This is a genomic window from Sphingomonas sp. Leaf67, assembly GCF_001421965.1.
Classification (GTDB): Bacteria; Pseudomonadota; Alphaproteobacteria; order Sphingomonadales; family Sphingomonadaceae; genus Sphingomonas.
In genome coordinates this window covers 348,414-369,200 of the sequence record NZ_LMLP01000001.1, presented here as the reverse complement: position 1 = coordinate 369,200, position 20,787 = coordinate 348,414, and the positions used below count along the sequence as shown (strand labels likewise).

Annotated in this window: 22 protein-coding genes; all 22 read left to right on the top strand. The window is 64.3% G+C overall.

All coding sequences use genetic code 11. The features are described 5' to 3' along the window. Position 1 precedes the first annotated feature (1 nt). The 22 genes from ASE90_RS01765 to ASE90_RS01660 all read left to right on the top strand — a co-directional run bounded on the left by ASE90_RS01765 (position 2) and on the right by ASE90_RS01660 (position 20,687). Positions 2-2,188 carry a ClpP-like prohead protease/major capsid protein fusion protein gene (locus ASE90_RS01765; protein ID WP_055995120.1) on the top strand — a complete coding sequence of 729 codons (2,187 nt, stop codon included), beginning with the start codon at positions 2-4 and terminating at the stop codon, positions 2,186-2,188. A gap of 71 nt (positions 2,189-2,259) precedes the next feature. Continuing rightward, positions 2,260-2,571 carry a hypothetical protein gene (locus ASE90_RS01760; protein ID WP_055995117.1) on the top strand — a complete coding sequence of 104 codons (312 nt, stop codon included), beginning with the start codon at positions 2,260-2,262 and terminating at the stop codon, positions 2,569-2,571. Between the two features lie 6 nt (positions 2,572-2,577). Further along, on the top strand, positions 2,578-2,916 hold the full coding sequence (locus tag ASE90_RS01755; RefSeq protein ID WP_055995114.1) for a DUF2190 family protein: 339 nt from the start codon (positions 2,578-2,580) through the stop codon (positions 2,914-2,916). Between the two features lie 16 nt (positions 2,917-2,932). Then, positions 2,933-3,235, top strand: coding sequence for a hypothetical protein (locus ASE90_RS01750; RefSeq protein WP_156361374.1), 303 nt, complete (start codon positions 2,933-2,935; stop codon positions 3,233-3,235). Then, complete coding sequence (locus ASE90_RS01745) at positions 3,232-3,651, top strand: HK97-gp10 family putative phage morphogenesis protein (RefSeq protein WP_055995108.1); 420 nt, start codon at positions 3,232-3,234, stop codon at positions 3,649-3,651. Before ASE90_RS01750 ends, ASE90_RS01745 begins: the two co-directional genes overlap by 4 nt. Beyond that, the gene (locus tag ASE90_RS01740; protein ID WP_055995105.1) at positions 3,648-4,052 is read left to right on the top strand and encodes a hypothetical protein; all 405 of its coding nucleotides are present in this window, start codon (positions 3,648-3,650) and stop codon (positions 4,050-4,052) included. The genes ASE90_RS01745 and ASE90_RS01740 overlap by 4 nt, the downstream gene beginning before the upstream one ends. A 15-nt stretch (positions 4,053-4,067) precedes the next feature. Further along, complete coding sequence (locus ASE90_RS01735) at positions 4,068-4,586, top strand: phage tail tube protein (protein ID WP_055995102.1); 519 nt, start codon at positions 4,068-4,070, stop codon at positions 4,584-4,586. Further along, complete coding sequence (locus ASE90_RS01730) at positions 4,586-4,999, top strand: hypothetical protein (RefSeq protein WP_055995099.1); 414 nt, start codon at positions 4,586-4,588, stop codon at positions 4,997-4,999. Before ASE90_RS01735 ends, ASE90_RS01730 begins: the two co-directional genes overlap by 1 nt. Positions 5,000-5,073: 74 nt before the next feature. After that, complete coding sequence (locus ASE90_RS01725; protein ID WP_156361373.1) at positions 5,074-5,328, top strand: hypothetical protein; 255 nt, start codon at positions 5,074-5,076, stop codon at positions 5,326-5,328. Between the two features lie 60 nt (positions 5,329-5,388). Next, complete coding sequence (locus tag ASE90_RS01720) at positions 5,389-8,658, top strand: phage tail tape measure protein (protein WP_055995093.1); 3,270 nt, start codon at positions 5,389-5,391, stop codon at positions 8,656-8,658. Continuing rightward, positions 8,658-9,251, top strand: a complete 594-nt coding sequence (locus ASE90_RS01715) for a hypothetical protein (RefSeq protein WP_055995090.1) — start codon at positions 8,658-8,660, stop codon at positions 9,249-9,251. The genes ASE90_RS01720 and ASE90_RS01715 overlap by 1 nt, the downstream gene beginning before the upstream one ends. After that, on the top strand, positions 9,248-9,433 hold the full coding sequence (locus ASE90_RS01710) for a hypothetical protein (RefSeq protein ID WP_055995087.1): 186 nt from the start codon (positions 9,248-9,250) through the stop codon (positions 9,431-9,433). The genes ASE90_RS01715 and ASE90_RS01710 overlap by 4 nt, the downstream gene beginning before the upstream one ends. Then, positions 9,433-9,990 carry a hypothetical protein gene (locus ASE90_RS01705; protein WP_055995084.1) on the top strand — a complete coding sequence of 186 codons (558 nt, stop codon included), beginning with the start codon at positions 9,433-9,435 and terminating at the stop codon, positions 9,988-9,990. Before ASE90_RS01710 ends, ASE90_RS01705 begins: the two co-directional genes overlap by 1 nt. Next, positions 9,990-10,436 (top strand): DUF6950 family protein, encoded by a 447-nt coding sequence (locus ASE90_RS01700; protein ID WP_235531617.1) that lies wholly within the window; start codon positions 9,990-9,992, stop codon positions 10,434-10,436. Before ASE90_RS01705 ends, ASE90_RS01700 begins: the two co-directional genes overlap by 1 nt. Continuing rightward, on the top strand, positions 10,424-15,004 hold the full coding sequence (locus tag ASE90_RS01695) for a hypothetical protein (protein ID WP_156361372.1): 4,581 nt from the start codon (positions 10,424-10,426) through the stop codon (positions 15,002-15,004). Before ASE90_RS01700 ends, ASE90_RS01695 begins: the two co-directional genes overlap by 13 nt. Further along, the gene (locus ASE90_RS01690) at positions 15,004-15,606 is read left to right on the top strand and encodes a hypothetical protein (RefSeq protein WP_055995078.1); all 603 of its coding nucleotides are present in this window, start codon (positions 15,004-15,006) and stop codon (positions 15,604-15,606) included. Before ASE90_RS01695 ends, ASE90_RS01690 begins: the two co-directional genes overlap by 1 nt. 77 nt (positions 15,607-15,683) lie before the next feature. Continuing rightward, the gene (locus ASE90_RS01685; protein WP_235531616.1) at positions 15,684-16,229 is read left to right on the top strand and encodes a hypothetical protein; all 546 of its coding nucleotides are present in this window, start codon (positions 15,684-15,686) and stop codon (positions 16,227-16,229) included. A gap of 74 nt (positions 16,230-16,303) precedes the next feature. Then, positions 16,304-16,633, top strand: coding sequence for a hypothetical protein (locus tag ASE90_RS01680; RefSeq protein WP_235531615.1), 330 nt, complete (start codon positions 16,304-16,306; stop codon positions 16,631-16,633). Positions 16,634-16,673: 40 nt separating this feature from the next. Beyond that, on the top strand, positions 16,674-17,186 hold the full coding sequence (locus tag ASE90_RS01675; protein WP_055995072.1) for a TIGR02594 family protein: 513 nt from the start codon (positions 16,674-16,676) through the stop codon (positions 17,184-17,186). Next, on the top strand, positions 17,183-17,377 hold the full coding sequence (locus tag ASE90_RS01670) for a hypothetical protein (protein ID WP_055995069.1): 195 nt from the start codon (positions 17,183-17,185) through the stop codon (positions 17,375-17,377). The genes ASE90_RS01675 and ASE90_RS01670 overlap by 4 nt, the downstream gene beginning before the upstream one ends. Next, positions 17,377-17,817, top strand: coding sequence for a hypothetical protein (locus ASE90_RS01665; protein ID WP_055995066.1), 441 nt, complete (start codon positions 17,377-17,379; stop codon positions 17,815-17,817). Before ASE90_RS01670 ends, ASE90_RS01665 begins: the two co-directional genes overlap by 1 nt. 116 nt (positions 17,818-17,933) lie before the next feature. After that, on the top strand, positions 17,934-20,687 hold the full coding sequence (locus tag ASE90_RS01660) for a hypothetical protein (RefSeq protein ID WP_156361371.1): 2,754 nt from the start codon (positions 17,934-17,936) through the stop codon (positions 20,685-20,687). Positions 20,688-20,787 lie beyond the last annotated feature (100 nt).

The window sequence follows — 20,787 nt, the reverse complement described above, 5'->3', positions numbered from 1 at the left end:
CATGGCAGAAATTCTGATCTACGGGATCGTCGGCGATAGTTGGGACGGTCTCGATGCGAATACGCTCGTCCCGTTGATCTCGGATGGCGACGACGCGCTCGACATCCGCATCAATTCGCCGGGCGGTTATGTCATGGAGGGGCTGGCGATCTTCAACGCGATCATTCGCGAAAAGAAGAAAGGCCGCGCCGTCACGACCCATATCGATGGTTTGGCGGCATCAATGGCTTCGGTGCTGGCGATGGCCGGCGATGACATCATCATGGCCGACAACGCGCTGGTGATGATTCACAACCCGTGGGATTGCGCCTGCGGCGACGCCAACGAACTGCGCCGGGCAGCGGACAAGCTGGACCGCATCCGCGACCAGTTGGTCGGCATCTACGCGGTGCAGACCGGGCTGGATGCCGAGCAACTCATCCCCATGCTCGACGAAGAGACGTGGCTGACCGCCACGGATGCGCTGGCGCAGAACTTCGTCACCTCGATCAGCAGCGCGGTGACGATCGCCGCCGCCGCCAATGTCACTGCATTCGGGTTCCGCAAGGTGCCCGAGAACACCCCGCTGATTTCCGCGAAGGCGGTGTTGCGGACCCCCCGGACGGCTCCCGCCGATTCACTACGTCCACAGGAGAACACGATGGACCTCTACAAGACCCGGGCGGCGCTGGTAGCCGCCATTTCCAAGTTCCAGCAGGAAGGCGGCACGCAAGCGGAAATCGACCGTATTTCGGCTTCGGCTATCGCACTCGACGCGTACGACGTTCTGCCGAAGTCTGGCGCTTTGGCGCTGTCCAGTTCCAACACGACCGAAACGTCGACCATCGCCCTGACCACGGCCGACGTGCAGAATGCGGTGACCGCCGAGCGTACCCGAGTCGGTACGATCCGGGCACTCGGCACCAAGCATCGGCTGTCGAGCGAATTCATCGACGGGCTGGTCGACGCCGGCACGCCGCTGGCGGAAGCGCGTACGAAGATTCTCGACAAGCTCGCCGAATCCGACGACGCGCAGAACATCGGCCACAGTGCCCCTGCGCGCGTGACGGTCGACCAGCGGGAGAAGTTTCGGGAAGGTGCGACCAACTGGCTGCTGGTGAAGTCCGGCGTTGACAAGCTGGTCGAGCGCGCGGCCGCTCTGAAGGGGGAAAAGGTCAAGATCGATCCGGGCGAGTTCCGCGGCGTTCGCAATGTCGATCTGGCGCGTGAGTCGCTCGGCAACCTTGGGGTGAACATCACCACCCGCGATCCAAGCGAAATCGTCAAACAGGCGATGACTTCGCAAGGTGCCGTCATCACCCAGACCGGAAGCGATTTCCCGGTCCTGTTCGAGAATGCCGTACATCGCATCCTTCAGGCGGCTTACGCCACCACGCCGGATACGTGGTCGCGGTTCTGCGGCACTGGCACGGTCACCGACTTCCGGCCACATAGCCGGTATCTACGTGGTTCGTTCGGTGCGCTCGACAACGTCAACGAGGCGGGTGAATTCAAGAACAAGGCAATCCCCGATCTGGCGAAGGAAGCCATCACCGCCTCGACCAAGGGCAACATCATCAACCTGTCGCGGCAGGCGATCGTCAATGACGATATGGAGGTGTTCTCGGGACTGGCCGTTGATTTGGGCCGGGCGGCCAAGCTGACGATCGAAATCGACGTGTTTGCGTTGCTCAACAGCAACCCCCTCATGAACGACGGGATTCCGCTGTTCGATGCCCGGCACGGCAATCTGGCGTCTTCTGGCGCTGCGCCATCCGTCGCCGCGTTCGATGCGATGCGCGTCGCCATGGCGTCGCAGAAGGATGTCAGCGGCAACGAGTTCCTCGACATTCGTCCGGCGGTCCTGCTGCTGGCTTTGGCGCTGTCCGGCGCGGCCAAGGTGCTGAACGGCAGCCAGTACGATCCCGATGCGGTCAACAAGCTGCAACGCCCAAACATCGTCGCCGGTCTGTTCGAGGACATCGTGGATTCGCCACGTCTGACCGGCAACGCCTACTATGGCTTCGCCGACCCCGATGTCGCTCCCGCGATCGAGGTCGTGTTCCTCAACGGCGAAACCGAACCGTTCACCGACAGCAAGGACGGATGGCGCACGGACGGTGTCGAGTGGAAGGTGCGCCACGATTACGGCGTCGGCGCGGTCAACTGGCGGTCGGCATACAAGCAGCCGGGCGCCGCTGCCGGCTGATACCACCGATCATCATCGTATCCCGACCGGGCGGCCTTAGTGCCGCCCGTGTCGTTTCAGGAGAACACGCCATGAAATTCGTTTCTCTGCTGACGGCGGCGCATGTCGCCGGGCAGCTTCGTCATCCGCATGAAGGGGTGTTGCACGTCGAGGATGACGCCGCCGCTCGCCTGATCGCGGACAACGCTGCCGTCGACGTTACCGAGGACTTCACCGCGAAGGCGAACAAGACGGTGCCGGTCGACAAGATCGAAAGCGGCGATGCCGCGTCCGAAGCGGCCCCGCCGGAAAACCCCCACCAGTCCGAGATCGCGCCGCAGACCGGCGCGCCGGCAGTGGAAGATGCCCCCAAGCCGCGCCGTCGCGCGGCGTCGCAGGAGTAAGCGCCCATGGCACGTAACTTCATTCAGCCCGGCGAGACGATCACGGTTCTTGCCCCATACCCTGTCGCCAGCGGTGCCGGTCTATTGAGCGGCGTTATCTTCGCCGTTGCGCTCGCCAATGCCGCGCAGAGCGCCCCCGTCGAAGCACGGCGCGTTGGGGTCTGGGACCTCGCCAAGGCGACCGGACAGGCATGGGTCGCAGATACGACCAAGCTGTACTGGGACAATACCGCCCGCAACGTCACCACCGCTGCCAGCGGCAACACGTTCATCGGCGTGGCGCGGCAGTCGCAAGCGGCCGGTGACGTTGTCGGTCGCGTGCTGCTGACCGGTCAGGTGGCGTAGTATGGACCCGTTCGCCATGGCGATCGACGCGCAGTACCGTGCACCGGGGTCCGTGGCGGCGGACTATTGGGCCGGCGGCGGTACGCTGCCGCCGGTTCCTGTCAGGATAATTCGAAGCCGTCCGGATCGGATCGAACGGTTCGCGGGGTTCCAGATCGACGTTCGAACGGAAACGTTCGAGGTGCGGCGGAGTGAGGTTGCGCAGCCGGTAATTGGTGACCTTATTGCCGTTGGCGATGAACGCTTCGAAGTGCTGATAGAGCCGCAAATCGATGTCGAGGGTTTGTCGTGGATCATGCTCGCGGAACCGCGAGCATGACTGTCAAAGTCACCGGCTTCCGCGACCTGAACCGCAAGCTGGAGCGGTTGGCCAAGGGGCTGCCGGCGTCGGTTGTGCGCCAAGCGTTGCGCGAGGGTGCACAGGTCATCGCCGATGAGGCGAAGCGTCTGGCACCTGTCGATACCGGTGCGTTGCGCGACAGTATCGCAGTGACAGATGACCGTGACGGGAAATTGTATGGTCGTCCCGGCGTGGAGGGCGGCGTTTCCGTCTACGTTGGTCCGGTTGGATCGACCGACGACGGTGATGTCTATTACGCCAAATTTGTCGAATTCGGTACCGCCCGGCACGTCGCACAGCCGTTCATGCGACCGGCTATTCAGGGTCGCCGGGACGAAGCTGGCCGGGTCACCATAGCAGCTCTGGCGGCCGCAGTACGCAAGGCTGCCGAATGACCTTTGAGGACGCGGTTGAGGCGCGGGCGCGCAGCGTCGCCCTCGTAGCGGAATTGGTCGGCAATCAGATCGCGTGGGGCCGGCGGTTGTCCGGTGTGCCAGCCATCTCGCTGCAGGTGATCGCCGACCCGCGACCGGCCCATTTCAAAGGTTTCCAGTCACCCCGGCCGACGCTGGTCCAGATCGACATAATGTCGCGGTCGGCGACCGAAGCGCGGATGGTGCGCGAGGCGCTGATCGTCGCGCTCGTCACTCCGGCAACTGTCGGAGCAGTTCGGTTTCAGCGGGCGGAGATTTCGAACGTGCGCAGCGGAGCGGCTGACCAGCAGGGGGCGGACCTACGTGTTCGTCCGGAAATCTTTCGCGAAAGCGTCGACATCAATTTTTGGCACAACGGCTAAGGCAGGAGCAAAATAATGGCGGACGACAACGGCAACAGTGAAGCCTTAACCGGCTACGGCACCGAATTCTGGCTGGGTGACGCAGCCATGGTCTTGGAAGAACTGGACGAGGTGACGGAAATTCCGTTCGCGGAGGAAACCGCTGACGATGTCGAGGTCACCCACTTCAAGTCGCCCAAGAAGCGCAAGGAATATAAGGCGGGTATGATCGAGCCGGGTGAAGGCACGATCACGCTCAACTACATTCCTGGCTCCGATACCGACAAGCTGATCCGCGCCGCGCACAATGACGGGAAGGTTCGCCCGTATCGCGCAATCGTGCCGGCTTCGGCGGACACGTCGTGGGTCATCGACGGCTTCCTGATCGTCAAGAGCCGGGGTCGCGCGGTCCCGATCGGGGACCGCATGACACAGTCGGTCAACGTCCGCTTTACCGGCGCAACCGAGGAGAAGGCGGGTGGCAAGCTCCCCGCGCTGACCGACGACACGGCATCCGCCGCATCGGTCCCCGCTGAGGAAGGGGCGGGCGCGTAATGCGTGGTGAAGTCCCGTTCGACGCCATCGGCGCGCGCTGGACGCTGTTCATCGGAACGGCGGCCCAGTGCGCGTTGGAGGAAGAGCACGACAAGGGGTTCTTTGCGATCCTTCAGGACGCAATGCCGTCTGTCGGTCTGAGCGATGTTGAGGATAAGGCGAAGATGGCGGCAGCGGCGCGCGATCTGCGCATCGGTACGCTGCGGTCGTTCGCCCTTCATGGCCTCGCGAAGCATCATCCGGGGATCGGCATGGCGGAGGTGAACGACATCATCGACGATCTGAGCTTCAAACGGTTCGGCGAGATTATCGGCACCGCTATTGCCGCCGCTGCCGATCGCGTCGTCGAGGAGGGCGGCGCTGCCCCAAAAAAGCCGGCGCCCCGTACGCGCGGACGGACTGGGAGGCCCTAGAACGGGCGTGGGCGGCGGCGGGGTTTCCGCCGTCGTCGTTCTGGGACCAATGTCAGGCGACGTACGGGGCAGCCATGCGGGGCGCGGCTGATGCGCTCCGCCGCGATCGAGAGCGGGTTTTGTATGGCGCTTGGTCGACCGAGCGGTTCGCCCGTGAGGACAACCTGCGGGCTTTCCCGCACTATGCCAAGACGATGCTCGGTCGCGAAAAGCGGGGCCGGCAGACGCCGATGGAACAGCTTGCCGTGTTCGAGACCATGCGTTCCGCAGGTGTCCCGATGACCATCAAAATGGTGAAGCGAGCGCGGAAGCCCAGCCTTCCGAACTGAATGACAGCCGAAGGGCGTCGCGATCGCGGCGCCCTTTTCAATCGTACCAAGGGGCACGGAATGCAGCAGCTTCTCGCATCGCTCGTCACGACGATGAGCGTTAAGGATGCTGCGTTCGAGTCCGGCATGAAGGCCGCCAGCGCGCGCGCCAAAAAGACCGAACAGGATCTCGAACGCTCGACCGACAGCATGGGGAACGCGGTTGAGCGCGCGGCGGACAGGATCAACACCGCGATGGCGAAAGCCGGCGAAGCCGTCGCGTCGGTCGGGCAGAAGGTGACCCGCGCGGGTGTCGCGCTGACCGCCGGCATCACCGTACCGTTGGCGTTGGTCGGCAAGCGCAGCAAGGATACGGCGGGCGATTTCGAAACGGCGATGAACCGGGTGCAGGCGGCGATGCTCGACGCCTCGCCAGCCCAGCTACAGCAGCTATCCGATACGGCCATGAAGCTGGGACCTGCGATGGGTCGTAGTTCGATCGAGGCGGCCGGCGCGATCGAAATGCTGGCGAAGAACGGCATGTCGGCGGCGGCGATCCTGAATGGCGGCCTGACGGCGGCGATGCGGCTCGCGGTCGTCGGGCAGACGGAACTGGCGGGTGCATCGGACCTGACCACGGATATTCTTGCCCAATTTACGAAGACGAGCAGCGATCTGCCGGACATCGTCAACAAGGTGTCGGGGGCGCTGGATGCGTCCAAGATGGGGTTCGACGATTATCGTCTCGCTATCGGTCAGGCCGGTGGTGTTGCGGGCGGTCTGGGTGTGCCGTTCGAGGATTTGAACGTTGCGCTGGCGGCGACCGCGTCGACCTTCGCCAGCGGGTCGGACGCCGGCACCAGCTTCAAGACTTTCCTGACCAGCCTGAATCCGGTGTCGAAGGAAGCGGCCGGGATGATGAAGCAACTCGGGATCGAGTTCTTCGACGCCACCGGCAAGGCAAAGCCGCTGACCGAGGTCGCGGAAATCCTGCGACAAAAGTTGAGCGGGCTGTCGGACAAGGGCCGTCGTGATGCTCTCACGACGATGTTCGGTTCGGACGGCATGCGGACTGCCATCGCACTGATGAACCAAGGTGCCGCCGGGATCGAACGCTATCGCGGTGCTATCGACAAGGTGACCGCCGATCAGAAAATGGCGGTTCTGCTTGAAGGTGATGCAGCCGCGAGCGCGCGACTGGCAACCGCTGCCGAGAACCTTTCGATCAAGCTGGGGCAAGTCCTGCTGCCTGTTTTCGCGGCGGTCAAGAACGCCGCCGCCGCCGGGATGCAGTGGCTGGCCGATTTGCCGCCCGCGTTTCATTATGCGTGGATCGCGGCGGGCTTGTTCGCCGCCTCGCTTGGCCCGGTGCTGATCGCCATGGTCACACTGTCGAAAATGGCGCTGCCGCTGCTGGCGCTTCGTCTGGGTGCCATCCCTGTTGCCCTCGCCGCGATCGTCAACCCCATGGGACTGGTTGTAAGCCTGATGGGGCGATTGGCGTTGCAGGCCGGTGCCGCGACCATGGTGGGGATGCTGGGAACGCGTCTGATCGCGCTTGCCGGGCCGCTTGGGGTTGCCATCTCGCTGCTGACGCTGCTGTGGCCGCTCTTGTTCCGCACGGCGACGGCGTCCGACGCGGTGCGCAAGGCGCAGGATGCCGCCAGCGCTGCAATGGACCGCGCGCGCGAACGGTCGCTGCAACTCGCGACCGCGACGGGGCAGTTGCGCAAGGAACTGATTGCGAAGGCCAAGGCGGACGGACAGGCGGCGCTTCAGGCGCTGAACAAGGCGCGCGCCGATATGGTCGCAGCCCGTGCCGCCCTCTCGCGTGCGAAGTCCGAGCGTGCCTCGATCGAGTCGATCGCGGCGGCACAGGGCGGTACAGCACCGGGGGCGGTCGGTTCGTCCATGCGTCAGCGCGCGGATGACCGGATCGCGCAGGCGGAAGCTGATCTGCGCGGCCAAATGGAGGTCGTGAAGACGTGGAATGACGGCGTGCGCGGGATCATCACCGATATCCGCAACGCGACCGCACAGGACACGGGCACGTCGAATCCCACGTTCGGCGGCGCGGATGGCCCGAAGCCCGACCGTTCCAGCGGACCGAAGGGTAAGACTGCCGAGGACCGTGCGCGCGAGCAGGCGCAGTATCAGGACGAACTCGGCCGCATTCGCGTGGCGACGTTGGAAGCAACCGCCGACCTGACCGGCGCGATCACCGCGCGCTATGACGCGGAGATGGCGGCGATCGAGGAAGAGCGCGCCTCCTATGCGCGGTCGGTGGCGCTTGACGATGGTCTGAACGAGGCGAAGCGTGCGGCGCTGATTGCGGCCAAGGAAGGCGAACTGGCGCAGAAAGAGGGGTTGGCCGAACAGCGGCGGTCGGCGGCACTGGCGCAGGAACGGTACGATTTGGGCAAGGCGTCGAACGAGGCGGCGCAGGAAACCGTCCGGGCCGAAATGGACCTTGCCGACAGCGCGTCCGCGCGCCGCGCGGCAGCGTTGCGACTGCTCGATCTGCAACGCCGGCAGGAGGAAGCGGACCTTGATCTGATCCTCGCGACGGAAGCCACGTCCAGCACAGCATGGTCGAACGCACGGGCGCGTAAGGACCAACTCGATGCGATCTACGGTCAGCGGCGGCAGCAAGCCGAGCGCGATAATGAAGGTCCGCTCGACGCCTATCGGCGTGATCTCGACCGGTCCGCCGCCTCCATCAACGAATCGATCCAAGCCATACAGGTCAGCGGGTTCGAGCAACTGAACGACTGGATGGCGGATGCGGTTACGGGGGCAGGCAACCTAGCCAAATCGTTCCGCGATATGGCTTCCTCGATCATCCGCGATCTTGTGCGGATCGCCGTTCAACAGCAGCTTATCAAACCGCTGGCCGATCGCGTGTCCGGCGGTGGCGGCAGTGGCGGCGGTATAGTCGGCTTCCTTGGCGGTCTATTGCGGGGCGCGTCCAGTGTATCGGCTGCCGCACGTGGCGTTACTGCGAGCGGTGCTGACCTAGGGCTTGGCAATGACCTAAAGCCGATGGACTTTTCCGGATCACTTGCGGGGCTTTCCTATGGCGGCGGCAAGGCTTCGGGCGGCCGAATTGGCCCCGGCAACTGGTATATGGTCGGTGAGCATGGTCCGGAACCGTTCGTGCCCGATAGCGCCGGCACCATCCATCCGAACAGTGCTTTGCGCGGTGGCCGTAACGCTCCGGCGACGGTCAGGATCGAAGAAGCACCCGGTTTCGCTTCACGTGTCGTCGGGATTTCCAGCGACGTGAATGTCCAGTCCCAGCGGACGACAAGCCGCCGGGCGGCAATGCAGAATAGGCAGCGGCTCGCATAATGCTCGAATTTCCGCCGAACATCGTGCCGAACGGTGCCGTTGCCTCGATCGTCGATAGAGGGGGCGTCCAGCGCGGTGCCAGCGCCCTCCGGGTCGACCGGTTGGGTAACCACTACCGCATCGCCATGACGCTGCCTCCACTCGACGATGAGGACGGTGCGCGGGTGGTCGTGTCGCGGCTGATCCGGGCCAAGCGCAAGGGGCTGCGCGTGCCGTATCCGCTGTTGTCCGTCGACCAGTCGGGTTGCGGGACGGGCGTTGTGGTAGATGGTGCAGGACAGACCGGCGGGTCGATCCGCATCCGTGGACTGCCGCCGTACGCGATCGTTCGCGAGGGATTCTGGTTCTCGATCGAGTCGAGCAATGGTCAGCATTACCTGCACAACAACGGTGCCGATGCCGGTGCCGGGATCGACGGACGGGCAACGCTCTCTGTCGACGACACCATGCTTCGCCGATCCTTCGCTGACGGGGCGCGCGTGTATCTGGCGCGGCCTATGATCGAAGGGCTGATCGACGGAAGCGAGCAGGATTGGGAACTCGCGGTCGATCACAACACCCGTATCGAATTTACGATTGAGGAAGCGGCATGACGGTGCTTGATGTATCCGATGCGATCCAATCGGCGATGAAATCGCTTAGTTTGGTCGGCTCCTACGATGTCCGTTGGGACGGATCGCGATCCACGGGTTGGGTCGGCCGGCCGGGCGACGGTGAAGACGTTGCCGTCACCGTATCGGTCGCGAAGCTGCCCCCGATGAAGACTTCCGCCTGATGGATCGCGTGACGCTGGTCGGGCTGCTGAAGCTCGAACTGCCCGGCCGGGACGTGTTGCTGTGTGACGGCGGCATGGTGCCCTATGCCGGGCAGCTATATCAGTCGATCGACGACGTGTTCGGGACGGTCGACGCGTTCGAAGCGCTGACCGAGGGGACCGGCGACGAACTGCCCGCCGGCACCATCACGTTCCTGCCGCGCAACGTCGCGGCTGCGGTCGAACTGTCGCAGCCAGCCTATCAAAATTCCCGTTTGCGAATGTGGATTGGAGAGGTCGATGAAGCCACCGGACGGTTGATCGGTGAACCCGATCTGATGGCCGATTGGCAGACCGACAAGACGGTCATCCGCCGGCAGACTGGCACGCGCGCGCTCGACATCGGGTGCGTCACCCGGTCGCAACGGCTGCTGATCCGCAACGACGGCAACGCGCTGACCTCGCCCGCGCACCAACGCGTGTTCGCGGGCGAGCGTGGGTTCGACAATGCGGTCGGCATGGATGTCGAGATACCGTGGGGCGTCGTGTCGCCGCCGCGCGGGGTGCAGCGGGTATGATGAACCTTCATGCTCGGGCAGAGCAGACGGCAGCGGTCGTCGCGCGCTTCCGCGCCCGGCCGTTCGGATGGGATAGCGGGGGAACCTGCATTCACCTCGCCCGCGCCCAGATGCGGGCACTGGGGCACAGGGTGCCGTCGATCCCCCGGTTCTATTCGGCAGTCGGTGCGATGAAGGCGCTGCGCGCGACCGGGCATGACGATCTGGCCGGGCTGCTCGATTCGATGCTGCCGCGTATCGCGCCGGCCGCGATGTGGGTCGGTGATTTGGCGCTGATGGACAGCGGCAGCGACGACCCGTTCGACGCGATCGTCGTGTCGACCGGGCAGACGGGTTCCGGTTCGATCGGCGGTGGCCAGATGGTCGCCGGTTACCATGCCGAACATCTGGGCAGTGGTATCGTCAATATCATTCCACAGGCATTCAAGGGGGCGTGGCGACTGTGAGCGGCGTTGCGAAATTCATTGGCACCGTTGCTGGCATCGCCGCCCTCATTCCGGGGCCGCACCAGCCTATCGCCGCCGCCATCGCCGTCGCGGCCAACGTCACTGCGCAGCTTACCGCGAAGAAGCCGCCCGCCATGTCGGGGAGCGTCAACAGGATCACGCTGGGGGCAAACCAGCCCAAGCCATATCTGATCGGCGAGACCTATTACGGCGGCAACCGGATCAACCAAGAGGGGTTCGGCGGCAAGGTATCGAAGGTCAACAACCCATACATGGTGCTGGTCGATGTCTATTCAGGCGCTGGGCCGGTCGCCGGCTTCGTCGCGCCCTATCTCGACTTCGTGCCGGTCACCCTGAACGGCAACGCCGCGACCGGCTATGCGGCCAAACACCTGTACGTCTATCACCAGCTTGGTCGGACGCCCGAACCGGCGGCGCTGTCGACGCATTGGGTCGGGTCGCAGACCTGGGGGCCGCAGCACAAGCTGTCCAGCTATGCGGCAATATCGTGGTGCCTCCGTTTTGATGAGGACGGCAAGCGGTTCGCGGCAGGGGTTCCCCAGACCGGTGCCGTGTGGCGGGGCGTGCTGTGCTACGATCCGCGCAAGGATAGCACCTATCCCGGCGGCAGCGGTCCGCACCGCTGGGCCGACCCGACCGACACGGCGGCATTCGCCGCCGCAAAGGCGACATGGGAATGGTCGCGCTGTCCCGGCCTCCATGGGCTTCGCTATGCGCTTGGCACGTGGGAGCGTGACGAGGCGAACCCCGACGCCCGCTACCGCAAGACGTTCGGTCCCGGCATCCCGATCGATGGGATTCGCGTCGCCGACTTCGCGGCGCTGGCTAACGTGTGCGATGCCAATGGCTGGAAGGTCGACGGGGTCATTCACGAGCCGGGCAACCGCGACGACAACATGAAGAACATCCTTGCGGCCGGCGGCGCGGAGCGTTGCTGGATCGGGGGCAAGCTCGGACTGAAGCTGTCGGCGCCGCGCGTCGCTCTCGATACGATCACTGAATATGATCTGGCGACCGACGAAGTCGAAGTCGGAGCGATGCAGGGCTGGGAAAGCCGGCTGAATACGATTGTGCCGAAATATCGGTCGGCGGACCACAAGTGGGAATATGTGCCCTCGACGGCGGTGACGATTGCCACCTATCTGACCGAGGACGGCGAAGAGAAGGCCGAAGAACGGCAGTACAACCTTGTCCAGTCGAAGGATCAGGCGGCGCAGCTTGCAGCGTATGAACTCCTTGACGCCCGGGAACTGGGCGAAATCGTTGTGACCTGCAAGCCGCGCCTGCGACGATACGGAGCCGGCGATCTGCTGATCGTGCATCTGCCGGATGACGGCTTGGTTAATCAGCCCTGCGTCGTGCTGAAACGCACCGTTGATCCGGTCAACATGACCGTCGAACTGATCCTTCGGGGTGAGACGGCGGCGAAGCATGACTTCGCGCTAGGCCGGACTGGGACGGCACCGCCGACGCCAAGGCTGGTGGCGGGTGACGTTCTCGACGATGTCGCTATCGATGTGCCGTTGCCATGGGGTGCCGTTGTCGGCGATGGCCGCCCGGTCGATTACGCCGATGTGACCGGCGAAAACACGTCGAAGGATACGAACGCTGTCGGTGGGCGGCCGGCAGATGCGTTGCTGGCTCGTGTCGATCAGATCAACGATGTCACCATTCCAGCGGTCAACCTTGCTGTGGCGACCGCCAATCAGCGGATTGATGCGGCCCGACAGGAGTCCAATCAAGCGGCGGCGGACGCCAATGCGCGTATTGATGCTGCCGATCGAGTGCTCGACCACGCCGTGCGCGACTTCGCTGCCGAGGTCGACCGCGCGCAGGGGGCAGATGAAGCCCTTTCCCGGCGGATCGATTCGATCGTGGCCGAAAGCGGCGGCTATGACGACCGCGACATCCGCGCGATCATCGCCACCGAGCAGACGGTCCGGGCGGATGACGATCGTGCGCTCGGCCGCCGGGTCGATATTGTTTCCGCCAGTGTAATCGACGGGGACGATGCCGTGCGTGCGGGCGTGAAGATCACGACCGACGCGCTGGCCCGCTCCGACGAAGCATTCGCCCAGCGAGCGGAGGTGATCGAGGCCAGCCTCGGCACGGTCGACAATCGTATTTTGGCAAAGGCGCAGGAGATCACCACCGCCTATGTCGATGCTGACCGCGCGCTGACGCAGCGGATCGACAGCATCGTCGCGGAAGGCGGCTACGACGATACGAACCTGCGAGCAGAGATCAGCCGCGTCGATACGACGGCGATCGATCGCGATGCGGCAGTTGGGCGGCGTGTCGACACGGTGGAGGCGACGTTCTCGACCGGCGGCGGCAACATGGTGCCGAACAGTGACCTCGACACCACGGATGGCTGGGCGACCGGCATTCATGCCCCCGGTGGTCCGCTCGATCCTGCGCCGTATATGGGTCTTAATGCCGCTGGCGACCCATACCATCCGCCCGGTGAAAACGTGTTGTCGTTCGTCCAATATGGGCCGCCAAATACGGCGGACGAATCGGCATATCTTGATTGGGGAAGCCGAACGTTTCCGATCACTGCGGGTGAGTATGTTCAATTCTCCGCGCTGGTGAATTGCCATCGCGCGCGGGTGATGGTGATCCTCGCATTTCGGAATGCGGCCGGCAATTTTCTGTCGGCAATTCACTCGCCTTTCACCGGTCCGGTCAACGCCGGCGGGACCGCATTGTCGGACTATGCGCGCGCCGGCATCGTTGCGGCGCGCGTGCCGGATGGGGCAGTCAGCGCCTATCTGATTTTGCGGAAATACGATACGCAAGCGGGGCAGACCGACAGTTACGCTTGGTTTCTGCGTCCGTATGTTGGAGCCGCCCGTGAGGGTCAGACGGCATGGAACCCGTACAGCGTCGGTCGCGCCTCGCCTGTGTTGCTGGGCACCGTCGCGCGGGTCAAAGAAACGACCGACGCACTCGCTCGGGCCGATACCGCGTTTGCCGAGCGGGCACTGCTGATCGAGGCCAGCCTCGGCACAGTCGACGCCCGGATCGGGGCGAAAGCTGAAGAGGTGACCCGTGCATATGCCGACGCCGACCGCGCACTGGCGTCCCGCGCGACGACATTGGAGGCGGCTGCATCGGCGGTCAGCACCAGCATCGTCTTCAACGACAATTTTAACTACTGGCCCGATGGTGCGATCCTGCCGGCCCGTTGGAGCGTGTGGATCGCAGGTGGTAACTTCAGGACGAACCGGCTCTCGCCGGGCCGTGGTGGCGGCCAGTACTGCGTCCAGACCCTGAACGACAACGCAGATGTCGAAAGCGGTTTCGTCCAGACGGTCTACTCCGCAGGGGCCGGCAAATGGGTGATCGAGGTAACCGCGGACTTCGACGGGTCCGGTGCGCGCGGTGCCGGCGTTACGATCAGCGGCGGGTGGAATATCGATTTCTGTTCGGACCCGGACGTGAATGGCGTCGTCGGCGACCGCGCCAACGTGGTCCGGTCGTGGACGAAGATGGTCGACCTTGACGGGTCGGACCAGTTCAATGTCCATGCCATGCACGGGTGGTCGGGCTTTGGTCGCGGCATGGCTCCGAAGTATATGGTCTGGCACCGCGTTGCACTGCGTCCGGCCACCGATGGTGAGATCAAGGCGGGCAAGGCAGACGCCACGTTGAACGCGCCCGGCGGCGTGCTGGCGCGGATCGCAACGACCGAGAACACACTCGCCGATCTGCCGAACCGGTATGCAGCGGCAACCCGAACGGCGACGCTCGAAGCGCAGCTGCGCGGGGAAGCGGCGAGCAGCCTCGGCAATACGATCGGCGCGGTCAACGGCCGAATTGATGAGACCAGCAACATCCTGTCCGCCCGGATTGAGGACCGGGCGACAGCTATCGCCGATGCGAAGGCTGGGGCTGTCGCGCAGACCGTGCAGACGCTGCGTAGCGAGTATAACGGCACCGCCGCCACGGTGCAGCAGCAGGCAGCTACACTCGCCGCCGCCGATGGCCGCACGTCGGTCTATTGGGAGGTTGTCGGTGCCACCGGTGACGGATCGACTAGGGTCCGCCTGTCGAAGTCGGATGGTCAGCGCGGCGTCTTCTACGTCGATGCCGATATGATTGTGGATGGCACCCTGCTGGTCAACGGCAGCATCATCACGGACAAGATCGCAAATCAGGCGGTGACCTCCAGCGTGGCCGTGTCGGGCGGCAGCGAGGAGGCCAGCAACGGCGAGGTCCGGATCGCCCAGTCCGCCGCTCTGAATGCCTCTGGCCTCGGGTACACGCGCGTCGACATCCAGTACGAGACATCCGTTTCCGCCGGCACAAGCGCGGGCGGGGCTGAAATGTATCTCAACCGCACCCAGAACGGGCAAACGGTGAGGGTCGGGAACCCGATCACGGTCAGCACGGCAAGCGCCCGTGCGCCTTACTCGTTCTGGTTTCTCGATAACCCGGCGGCAGGCCCCGTCACCTATGACTTGGTACTGAGCACGTCGAGCGGGACCCGCATTTACTACGTGTTCCGGGCGTCCATCGCGGTTTCGGAGTTCAAGAAGTGATGCGGTACGCGATCGTTCGCCAGTCCGATTCTGTCGTGCGCAGTATCGTCAGCGCCGAGGATCTGGACACGCTGATGATGAACTGCCCGCAGGGTTGCGATCCGGTGTCGTGTCCTGACATGTCCGTCACGCCCGGTGATTGGCAACTGGGGCCTAGTGGCTTCGCGCCGCGCACGATGCCGGAGCCGTCGCCTGCTCTCCTACGTGCCGACCTGATCGCGAAGGTGAAGCAGGACGCCGAGGATTGGCGGATGCGCTATATGTCGCCCGGTGGTGCCAAGAAAGCGGTCTATTCGATGAAACAGGCCGAGGTCGAAGCGTACAACGCCTTGGCGACCACGGCGGCCGGACGGCTCACGGCGTTGCTTGGACTGGCACCGGTTGCTCGCGGCCGACGCTTTCGGTTCGCGCTGGCCGAGGCGGCTGCGCGGGGTGAGGCCGACATCGTCAAGACGATCGAGCGGTATGCAGCCGGCGCCGACACGTCGAACGCCGGAACTGCACGGATCGAAGCGGTTGAACAGGTGACCGTTGAGAAGCTGACGGCCGCGACGACCGTGGCGCAGATGCGTGCGATCTACGCCGCGGTGAAGTGGCAATAGCGCGCTCCGCCTGACCTGACACACGAAAGGACTGTTCGTATGATGACGCTCGCACGGGCGCGCTGGGGCGCGTCCGCATGACCCGGCTCGCCTATGCCAAAAGCTATGCCGCGCAGGCGGTGGCGGATGGTCCCGCAACCGTCGCGCCGCCCAGTTTCGACGGGCAAGGCTGGCTGGTCGTCATCAACCTTGCGGTGATGACCGCCGCGCTGGTGCTGGCGACGATGATGGCGGTCGACCTGATCGGCCATATCTGGCGGCGGCGGAACCTCGATAAGCTGCGGCACCCGGTGACCGTCTGGCGCGGCATGGTGCTGTGCTTCGCCACCGGCATCGCGCTTCGATCGGGTGCGGCGGCGCTGGTGCTTTGGGGCTGGAACCCGCTGCGCCCGGCGGACACCGGCGCGCTGCTGATGCTGCAACGGCTGATCGACCCGGTCGCGGTCACCTTCGGATTAAGCGGCCTTGCGCTCGCCTACATGGCCGCGCCGGGCATGGTGATGCAGCTTCGGCGGCGACCGCATCCTGTCGATTTCTGGACCGCGCTGCCGCTCCTGAAGCGGCCGGCGTGGATCGTCCTCTTGAGCCTGCTCGCGGCGCTGGGCGTGGTGGCGACGCGATGATGGGACGAGCGGGGGCAACCGTTGGCGCGCTGGTGCCGGTGGCGGCGGCAATGGGACAGGATAGGGGGGCGACGATGGCTGTTTCGGTTCCGACCGTCTGGCATTTCCTCGGCTATCCCTTCGAGGCGGGCAGCATGATCGCCGCGATCTGCGCGTGTGTCGCGGTGCGGTTCTATGTCGTTCAGACCGATCGCAAGGCGCATCGATGGACGGTCGACGTGCCGGTGTCGGTGCTGACGCTGCTGTTCACGGCCGGGCTGGTCATCTCGCAGCGGCCGGAGCCGCTGTGGGCGCTGATGACCGGGACCGGGATCGGCGCGCTGGGTGCCGGCATCATCTCGATCGCGCTGACGTGGGTGCAGCGCGCGACCGGGCCGTTTGCGCCGGGTCCGAAGGCCGACTGATCTTCCGCCGCCGGGTGCGGCATTCCTGAAAGGCAACACTATGACGACGGTAGAACCGGCGTGGCTCGCGGCCGCGCGGGCGAAGCTTGGCACGCGCGAAGCGCCCGGCCCAGCAAACAGCCCGACGATCATGGGCTGGGCGAAGCGTCTCGGCACGAAGGCGCTGGGCATCCTCTACAACGCCGACAGCGTGCCGTGGTGCGGCCTGTTCGTCGCCGCCTGTATGCAGGAAGCCGGCCTGCCGACCGCGCCGATCGCGGTTCGGGCATCCGCCTGGGCGAATTACGGTCAGCGCCTGCGGTTCGAACGGCTCGCCCCCGGTGCGATCCTTGTGTTCCAGCGGCCGGGTGGCGGGCATGTCGGCTTCTATGTCGGCGAGGATGCCGACGCCTATCGCGTGCTTGGGGGCAATCAGGGTGACGCGGTGACGATCGCCCGGATCGACAAGGAACGATGTATCGCCGCGCGCTGGCCGGTCGGCGTCGATGTCATCGGCGGCCCGGTCCGCATGGCGGCGCGCGCAGGGCAGGCCCTGTCGAGGAATGAAGCGTGACGTGGGTCGCGTTCTACCTGCTGGTCGCGGTGGCCGTCGCTCTGTGGTTGCAGAGCGATCGGTCGGCTGACGGATCGTTCGCCGCCGTCGTCTTGATCGCGATGTGCTGGCCGCTGCCACTGGGATTCGTCCTGTTCATGGTCGCCGTCTCGCTGCTGATCGCATTGTGGCATCGCGTGGGGTGCCGGTGATGGTCCCCGCACTCGCCTTGTTCCGCCGCGTCTGGTGGCTGGTGCCGATCGCGGCGCTGGCGGCCGGGTGGTGGTGGACCGATCGCCGGCTCGCCGACGTCCGTCTGACCCTCGCCAACGAACGGCAGGTCCGTGCGCAGGATCTGGCCGACGCAAATGCCGCCAAACTGAAGGCGGAGCGGGACGCCGCCGATCGCGTCGCTGCGGCGGCGATATCCTACGCCGATCGGCTCGCCAACCGGCAGCCGCTCATACTCGAAAGCACGAACACCGTGAGGGAATATGCCCAGACTGATGCTGGTCGCGTGCGCTGTCGCGCTGCTGACCGGGTGCAAGCAATCGATCTGCTCGACGCCCGCCTTGCCGAAGCTGCCGCCGCCCCCGGTCGCCGCGACCGACCCGTGCCGGCCGACGCCGCAGCACCGCCAAGCGGACGGTAGCGCCACGGCGGCCGACGACGACGCCACCATTCGCGACGGCCGGTTCGATCTGGCCGCCTGCGACGACAAACGCCGCCTCGCGATCGACGCGTGGCCGCGCTGAACTGGAGAAGTACATGAAAACGATAATCTTCTTTCCGCCAGCATACTTGCAAATCGAGCCTTATCCGATGGTCGTGCCGGATGGTTTGGCAGATGCGATGATTAGTTCCGGCGCGGCGGCGTGGCCGGCAATCAACCTAAATTCTGGTTCGTCTATCGTTCCGCCATCAATTGGCACCTTCGTCCCTGTGCTGGGCGCGGCTCCGTCGTCGGTGATCGAAAGCAACACCGTCACCCTGTCGGGGCTGGTCGGGTCGCCCGCGCTGACGATCAACGGCGGGCAGTATTCGAAGAACGGTGCGGCCTATTCGAGCGCAGCGACGACCGTCACGAATGGTGATACGCTACGGTTGCGGGTAACGTCGCCTTCGAGTGCCGGCGCGACCGCCAGCGTCGTGGCGACGATCGACGGCGGACCGCGAACGTTCAGCGTTTCGACTGCGGCAGCGGTCGTTACGCCTACCCCTACGCCGAGCGGAAGTATCGGCGGCGTCACGATCGGCACGGTGGCGACCTCCGGTCCGGAGGCGGGCATGACGCTGGTCTACGGTGATGACTTCGACGGTCCGCTTGATATCATGGGGCCAGCACCTTCGCAGCGGTTTGGCCGCTATGCGACCACTCGCGGCAACTACCTGATCTTCGATAGCGGCCAGCAGCCGCGCGCATCGGGCGGTTTGGGTGGTGTTGACGCTGATCCGTACTGGACTGGTCACCTCGATAGCAATCGTGGCGAGCCTATCGCCTCCCTGTCCGACATCATCGTGCAGACCGGCGGCAGGATTTCGCTACGTCAGCGCGACATGGTGGCCGGTGAAGCGGCGCACGTTCCGATAAATAACCAGAACGTCATGTCGAGCATGATTCACGGCGCATTCGACGTGATGATCACCCCACCGTTTGTAGCAAAGGCTCGTGAACAAAGGTTCTGCAATTATCGAGACCATCCGACGTGGTGGTGGATGGACTTCATGGGCTTCACACGGGGCGACACCGAAGTCGATTACGAAGGCGGTTCGCACAAGGACGGTACCGGCGATGGTCGTCAGCTTGAGCATAACATCAACGCATGGAACGGCGTGACACGCTCCGCTGCGGATTCGGCAGGCAGTGATCCAATTACCGTCGATTGGTCGACGCCAAAAACTCACGCTCTGCATATTGATGCGCAAGGCGTCGTGAACTTCTATCTCGAAGGTGTGCTGATGTATCAGTACAGCAAGAGATCGGCAGAATTGCTCGCCAATCCGAAGCATCCTGTCGCCAGCCATCACATGTACAATGTCTCGCGGCCCGCTGGCGTGAGTCGGTTGGAATACGAAAACATGCAGTACTATATTCCCGGTAAGTTTTACCGGCCATCGGTTGCACCAACTCTGATCCAAGTTGCAGCTGGTGAAAGCAAGACGGTCGTACTGCCAAGCCAGATGGCGCTTTGGGGGGAAACGGGGCTTACCGAAAAGCTCGAAGCTTGCATGGTAGAACCGAACGAACCCGGCGGTACGACTGACGGCAAATTCTATGTAGATCTGCCGGCGGGCTTCACTTATAATCTATCGACTCGTGAATTGACGGTAAATGCCACGACACCGGGCCGTCTGAATATTGGTCTGTACGGCATCAAGTCGGGTTGCGCGTTCAAGGTGTACCGGATCGCGGTCGAAATCGGGCCGATCATCACGGTGCCGTCCACAATCACCATCGCGCAGGGCACGGCGTTCAAGCTGGACTTGTACCCGCTGGTGAACTGCGGCGTGTTGGTGACGGGCGATGATGGCAAGCGGGCGAAGCAGGTGACCGTATCCGGGCTGCCGTCTGATCTGCCGTATAGCGGCACGTCCTATCTGATCGACGGCACCCCGGCCACGGCCGGTACGCGCACCCTGACGATCACCGGGACGAATAGCGTCGGGCAGTCGGTCACCAAGCAGGTCACGTTGAACGTCACTGCGCCGCCGGCTGCTGGCGCCTATGCCTTCGAGTCGTGGCCTTCCCTTGTCGGCAACTTCGACTTCAGCCGCGACGCCTCGTATGCGGGCGTTGCATCCGGCGATTTCACGACGTTCAGCAACACGTTGGCGAACGCTGGCGATCTTGCCAAGGCCCCAACCGTCACGCCCAGCCCGTCGCGGGTGCTGAACGCGCTTAACGGCAAGTCTGTCGCCCGTTTCAACAAGAACGGCACGGACGGAGCTGGCACGACGGTGCTGGAATCCGCTCAGAACGCGTCCGGAGCGACGGTGCCTGTTGCTGCGGTTCTGACGGGAGGCAATACCGCCTTCACGCAGGTCTGGCTGGTGCGGTTCGACGCCGGGTCGGGGACTTGTATCATCGGTGGCCCATCCGAGCAGGTCAGCAACACGGCGACGCGTAACGCGACCCTCGTCAAGCGTGATCCGGCAACGGCGGATTCTTCGTTCCGTTACGGGGCCAATACGTCCAGCACTGCGGATATTAGCCTCGGGCGGATCACCGAAGGCGTCTGGCACTTGATCGTACTCCGTCACAACGGTGACGGGACGAGCGATGCTTGGGTCGATGATACCCGCGTGGCGACCGCTGTGCCGCATACCTCTGCGTCGCCTTGGACTGGGACTGCCCGGTATTCGATCGGCAACGCTCAAGGCACCACGAGTGCCGCGAGCCGCTATCCGACGACGGGCCTTGCCGGTGAGGTTGCGCAGAACCTGTTCTCGGCGGCTGCGCAAACCGATGCAGAGATCACGCAGATGCGCGCCGACATGAAAACGAAGTGGGCCTATTCCTGATACGGTCAGATCGAGTCACAATATCGGCACATATCTTCGCCATCGAATTGATCGGTGCCTCCACATCCGGGGCACCGATCATGCTTTACCGGCGGGTCGA

Excerpts from the sequence above, each read along its gene's own strand:
- ASE90_RS01765 (WP_055995120.1), top strand. The coding sequence starts at position 2 with ATGGCAGAAATTCTGATCTACGGGATCGTCGGCGATAGTTGGGACGGT.
- ASE90_RS01760 (WP_055995117.1), top strand. The coding sequence starts at position 2,260 with ATGAAATTCGTTTCTCTGCTGACGGCGGCGCATGTCGCCGGGCAGCTT.
- ASE90_RS01755 (WP_055995114.1), top strand. The coding sequence starts at position 2,578 with ATGGCACGTAACTTCATTCAGCCCGGCGAGACGATCACGGTTCTTGCC.
- ASE90_RS01750 (WP_156361374.1), top strand. The coding sequence starts at position 2,933 with ATGGCGATCGACGCGCAGTACCGTGCACCGGGGTCCGTGGCGGCGGAC.
- ASE90_RS01745 (WP_055995108.1), top strand. The coding sequence starts at position 3,232 with ATGACTGTCAAAGTCACCGGCTTCCGCGACCTGAACCGCAAGCTGGAG.
- ASE90_RS01740 (WP_055995105.1), top strand. The coding sequence starts at position 3,648 with ATGACCTTTGAGGACGCGGTTGAGGCGCGGGCGCGCAGCGTCGCCCTC.
- ASE90_RS01735 (WP_055995102.1), top strand. The coding sequence starts at position 4,068 with ATGGCGGACGACAACGGCAACAGTGAAGCCTTAACCGGCTACGGCACC.
- ASE90_RS01730 (WP_055995099.1), top strand. The coding sequence starts at position 4,586 with ATGCGTGGTGAAGTCCCGTTCGACGCCATCGGCGCGCGCTGGACGCTG.
- ASE90_RS01725 (WP_156361373.1), top strand. The coding sequence starts at position 5,074 with ATGCGGGGCGCGGCTGATGCGCTCCGCCGCGATCGAGAGCGGGTTTTG.
- ASE90_RS01720 (WP_055995093.1), top strand. The coding sequence starts at position 5,389 with ATGCAGCAGCTTCTCGCATCGCTCGTCACGACGATGAGCGTTAAGGAT.
- ASE90_RS01715 (WP_055995090.1), top strand. The coding sequence starts at position 8,658 with ATGCTCGAATTTCCGCCGAACATCGTGCCGAACGGTGCCGTTGCCTCG.
- ASE90_RS01710 (WP_055995087.1), top strand. The coding sequence starts at position 9,248 with ATGACGGTGCTTGATGTATCCGATGCGATCCAATCGGCGATGAAATCG.
- ASE90_RS01705 (WP_055995084.1), top strand. The coding sequence starts at position 9,433 with ATGGATCGCGTGACGCTGGTCGGGCTGCTGAAGCTCGAACTGCCCGGC.
- ASE90_RS01700 (WP_235531617.1), top strand. The coding sequence starts at position 9,990 with ATGAACCTTCATGCTCGGGCAGAGCAGACGGCAGCGGTCGTCGCGCGC.
- ASE90_RS01690 (WP_055995078.1), top strand. The coding sequence starts at position 15,004 with ATGCGGTACGCGATCGTTCGCCAGTCCGATTCTGTCGTGCGCAGTATC.
- ASE90_RS01685 (WP_235531616.1), top strand. The coding sequence starts at position 15,684 with ATGACCCGGCTCGCCTATGCCAAAAGCTATGCCGCGCAGGCGGTGGCG.
- ASE90_RS01680 (WP_235531615.1), top strand. The coding sequence starts at position 16,304 with ATGGCTGTTTCGGTTCCGACCGTCTGGCATTTCCTCGGCTATCCCTTC.
- ASE90_RS01675 (WP_055995072.1), top strand. The coding sequence starts at position 16,674 with ATGACGACGGTAGAACCGGCGTGGCTCGCGGCCGCGCGGGCGAAGCTT.
- ASE90_RS01665 (WP_055995066.1), top strand. The coding sequence starts at position 17,377 with ATGGTCCCCGCACTCGCCTTGTTCCGCCGCGTCTGGTGGCTGGTGCCG.
- ASE90_RS01660 (WP_156361371.1), top strand. The coding sequence starts at position 17,934 with ATGAAAACGATAATCTTCTTTCCGCCAGCATACTTGCAAATCGAGCCT.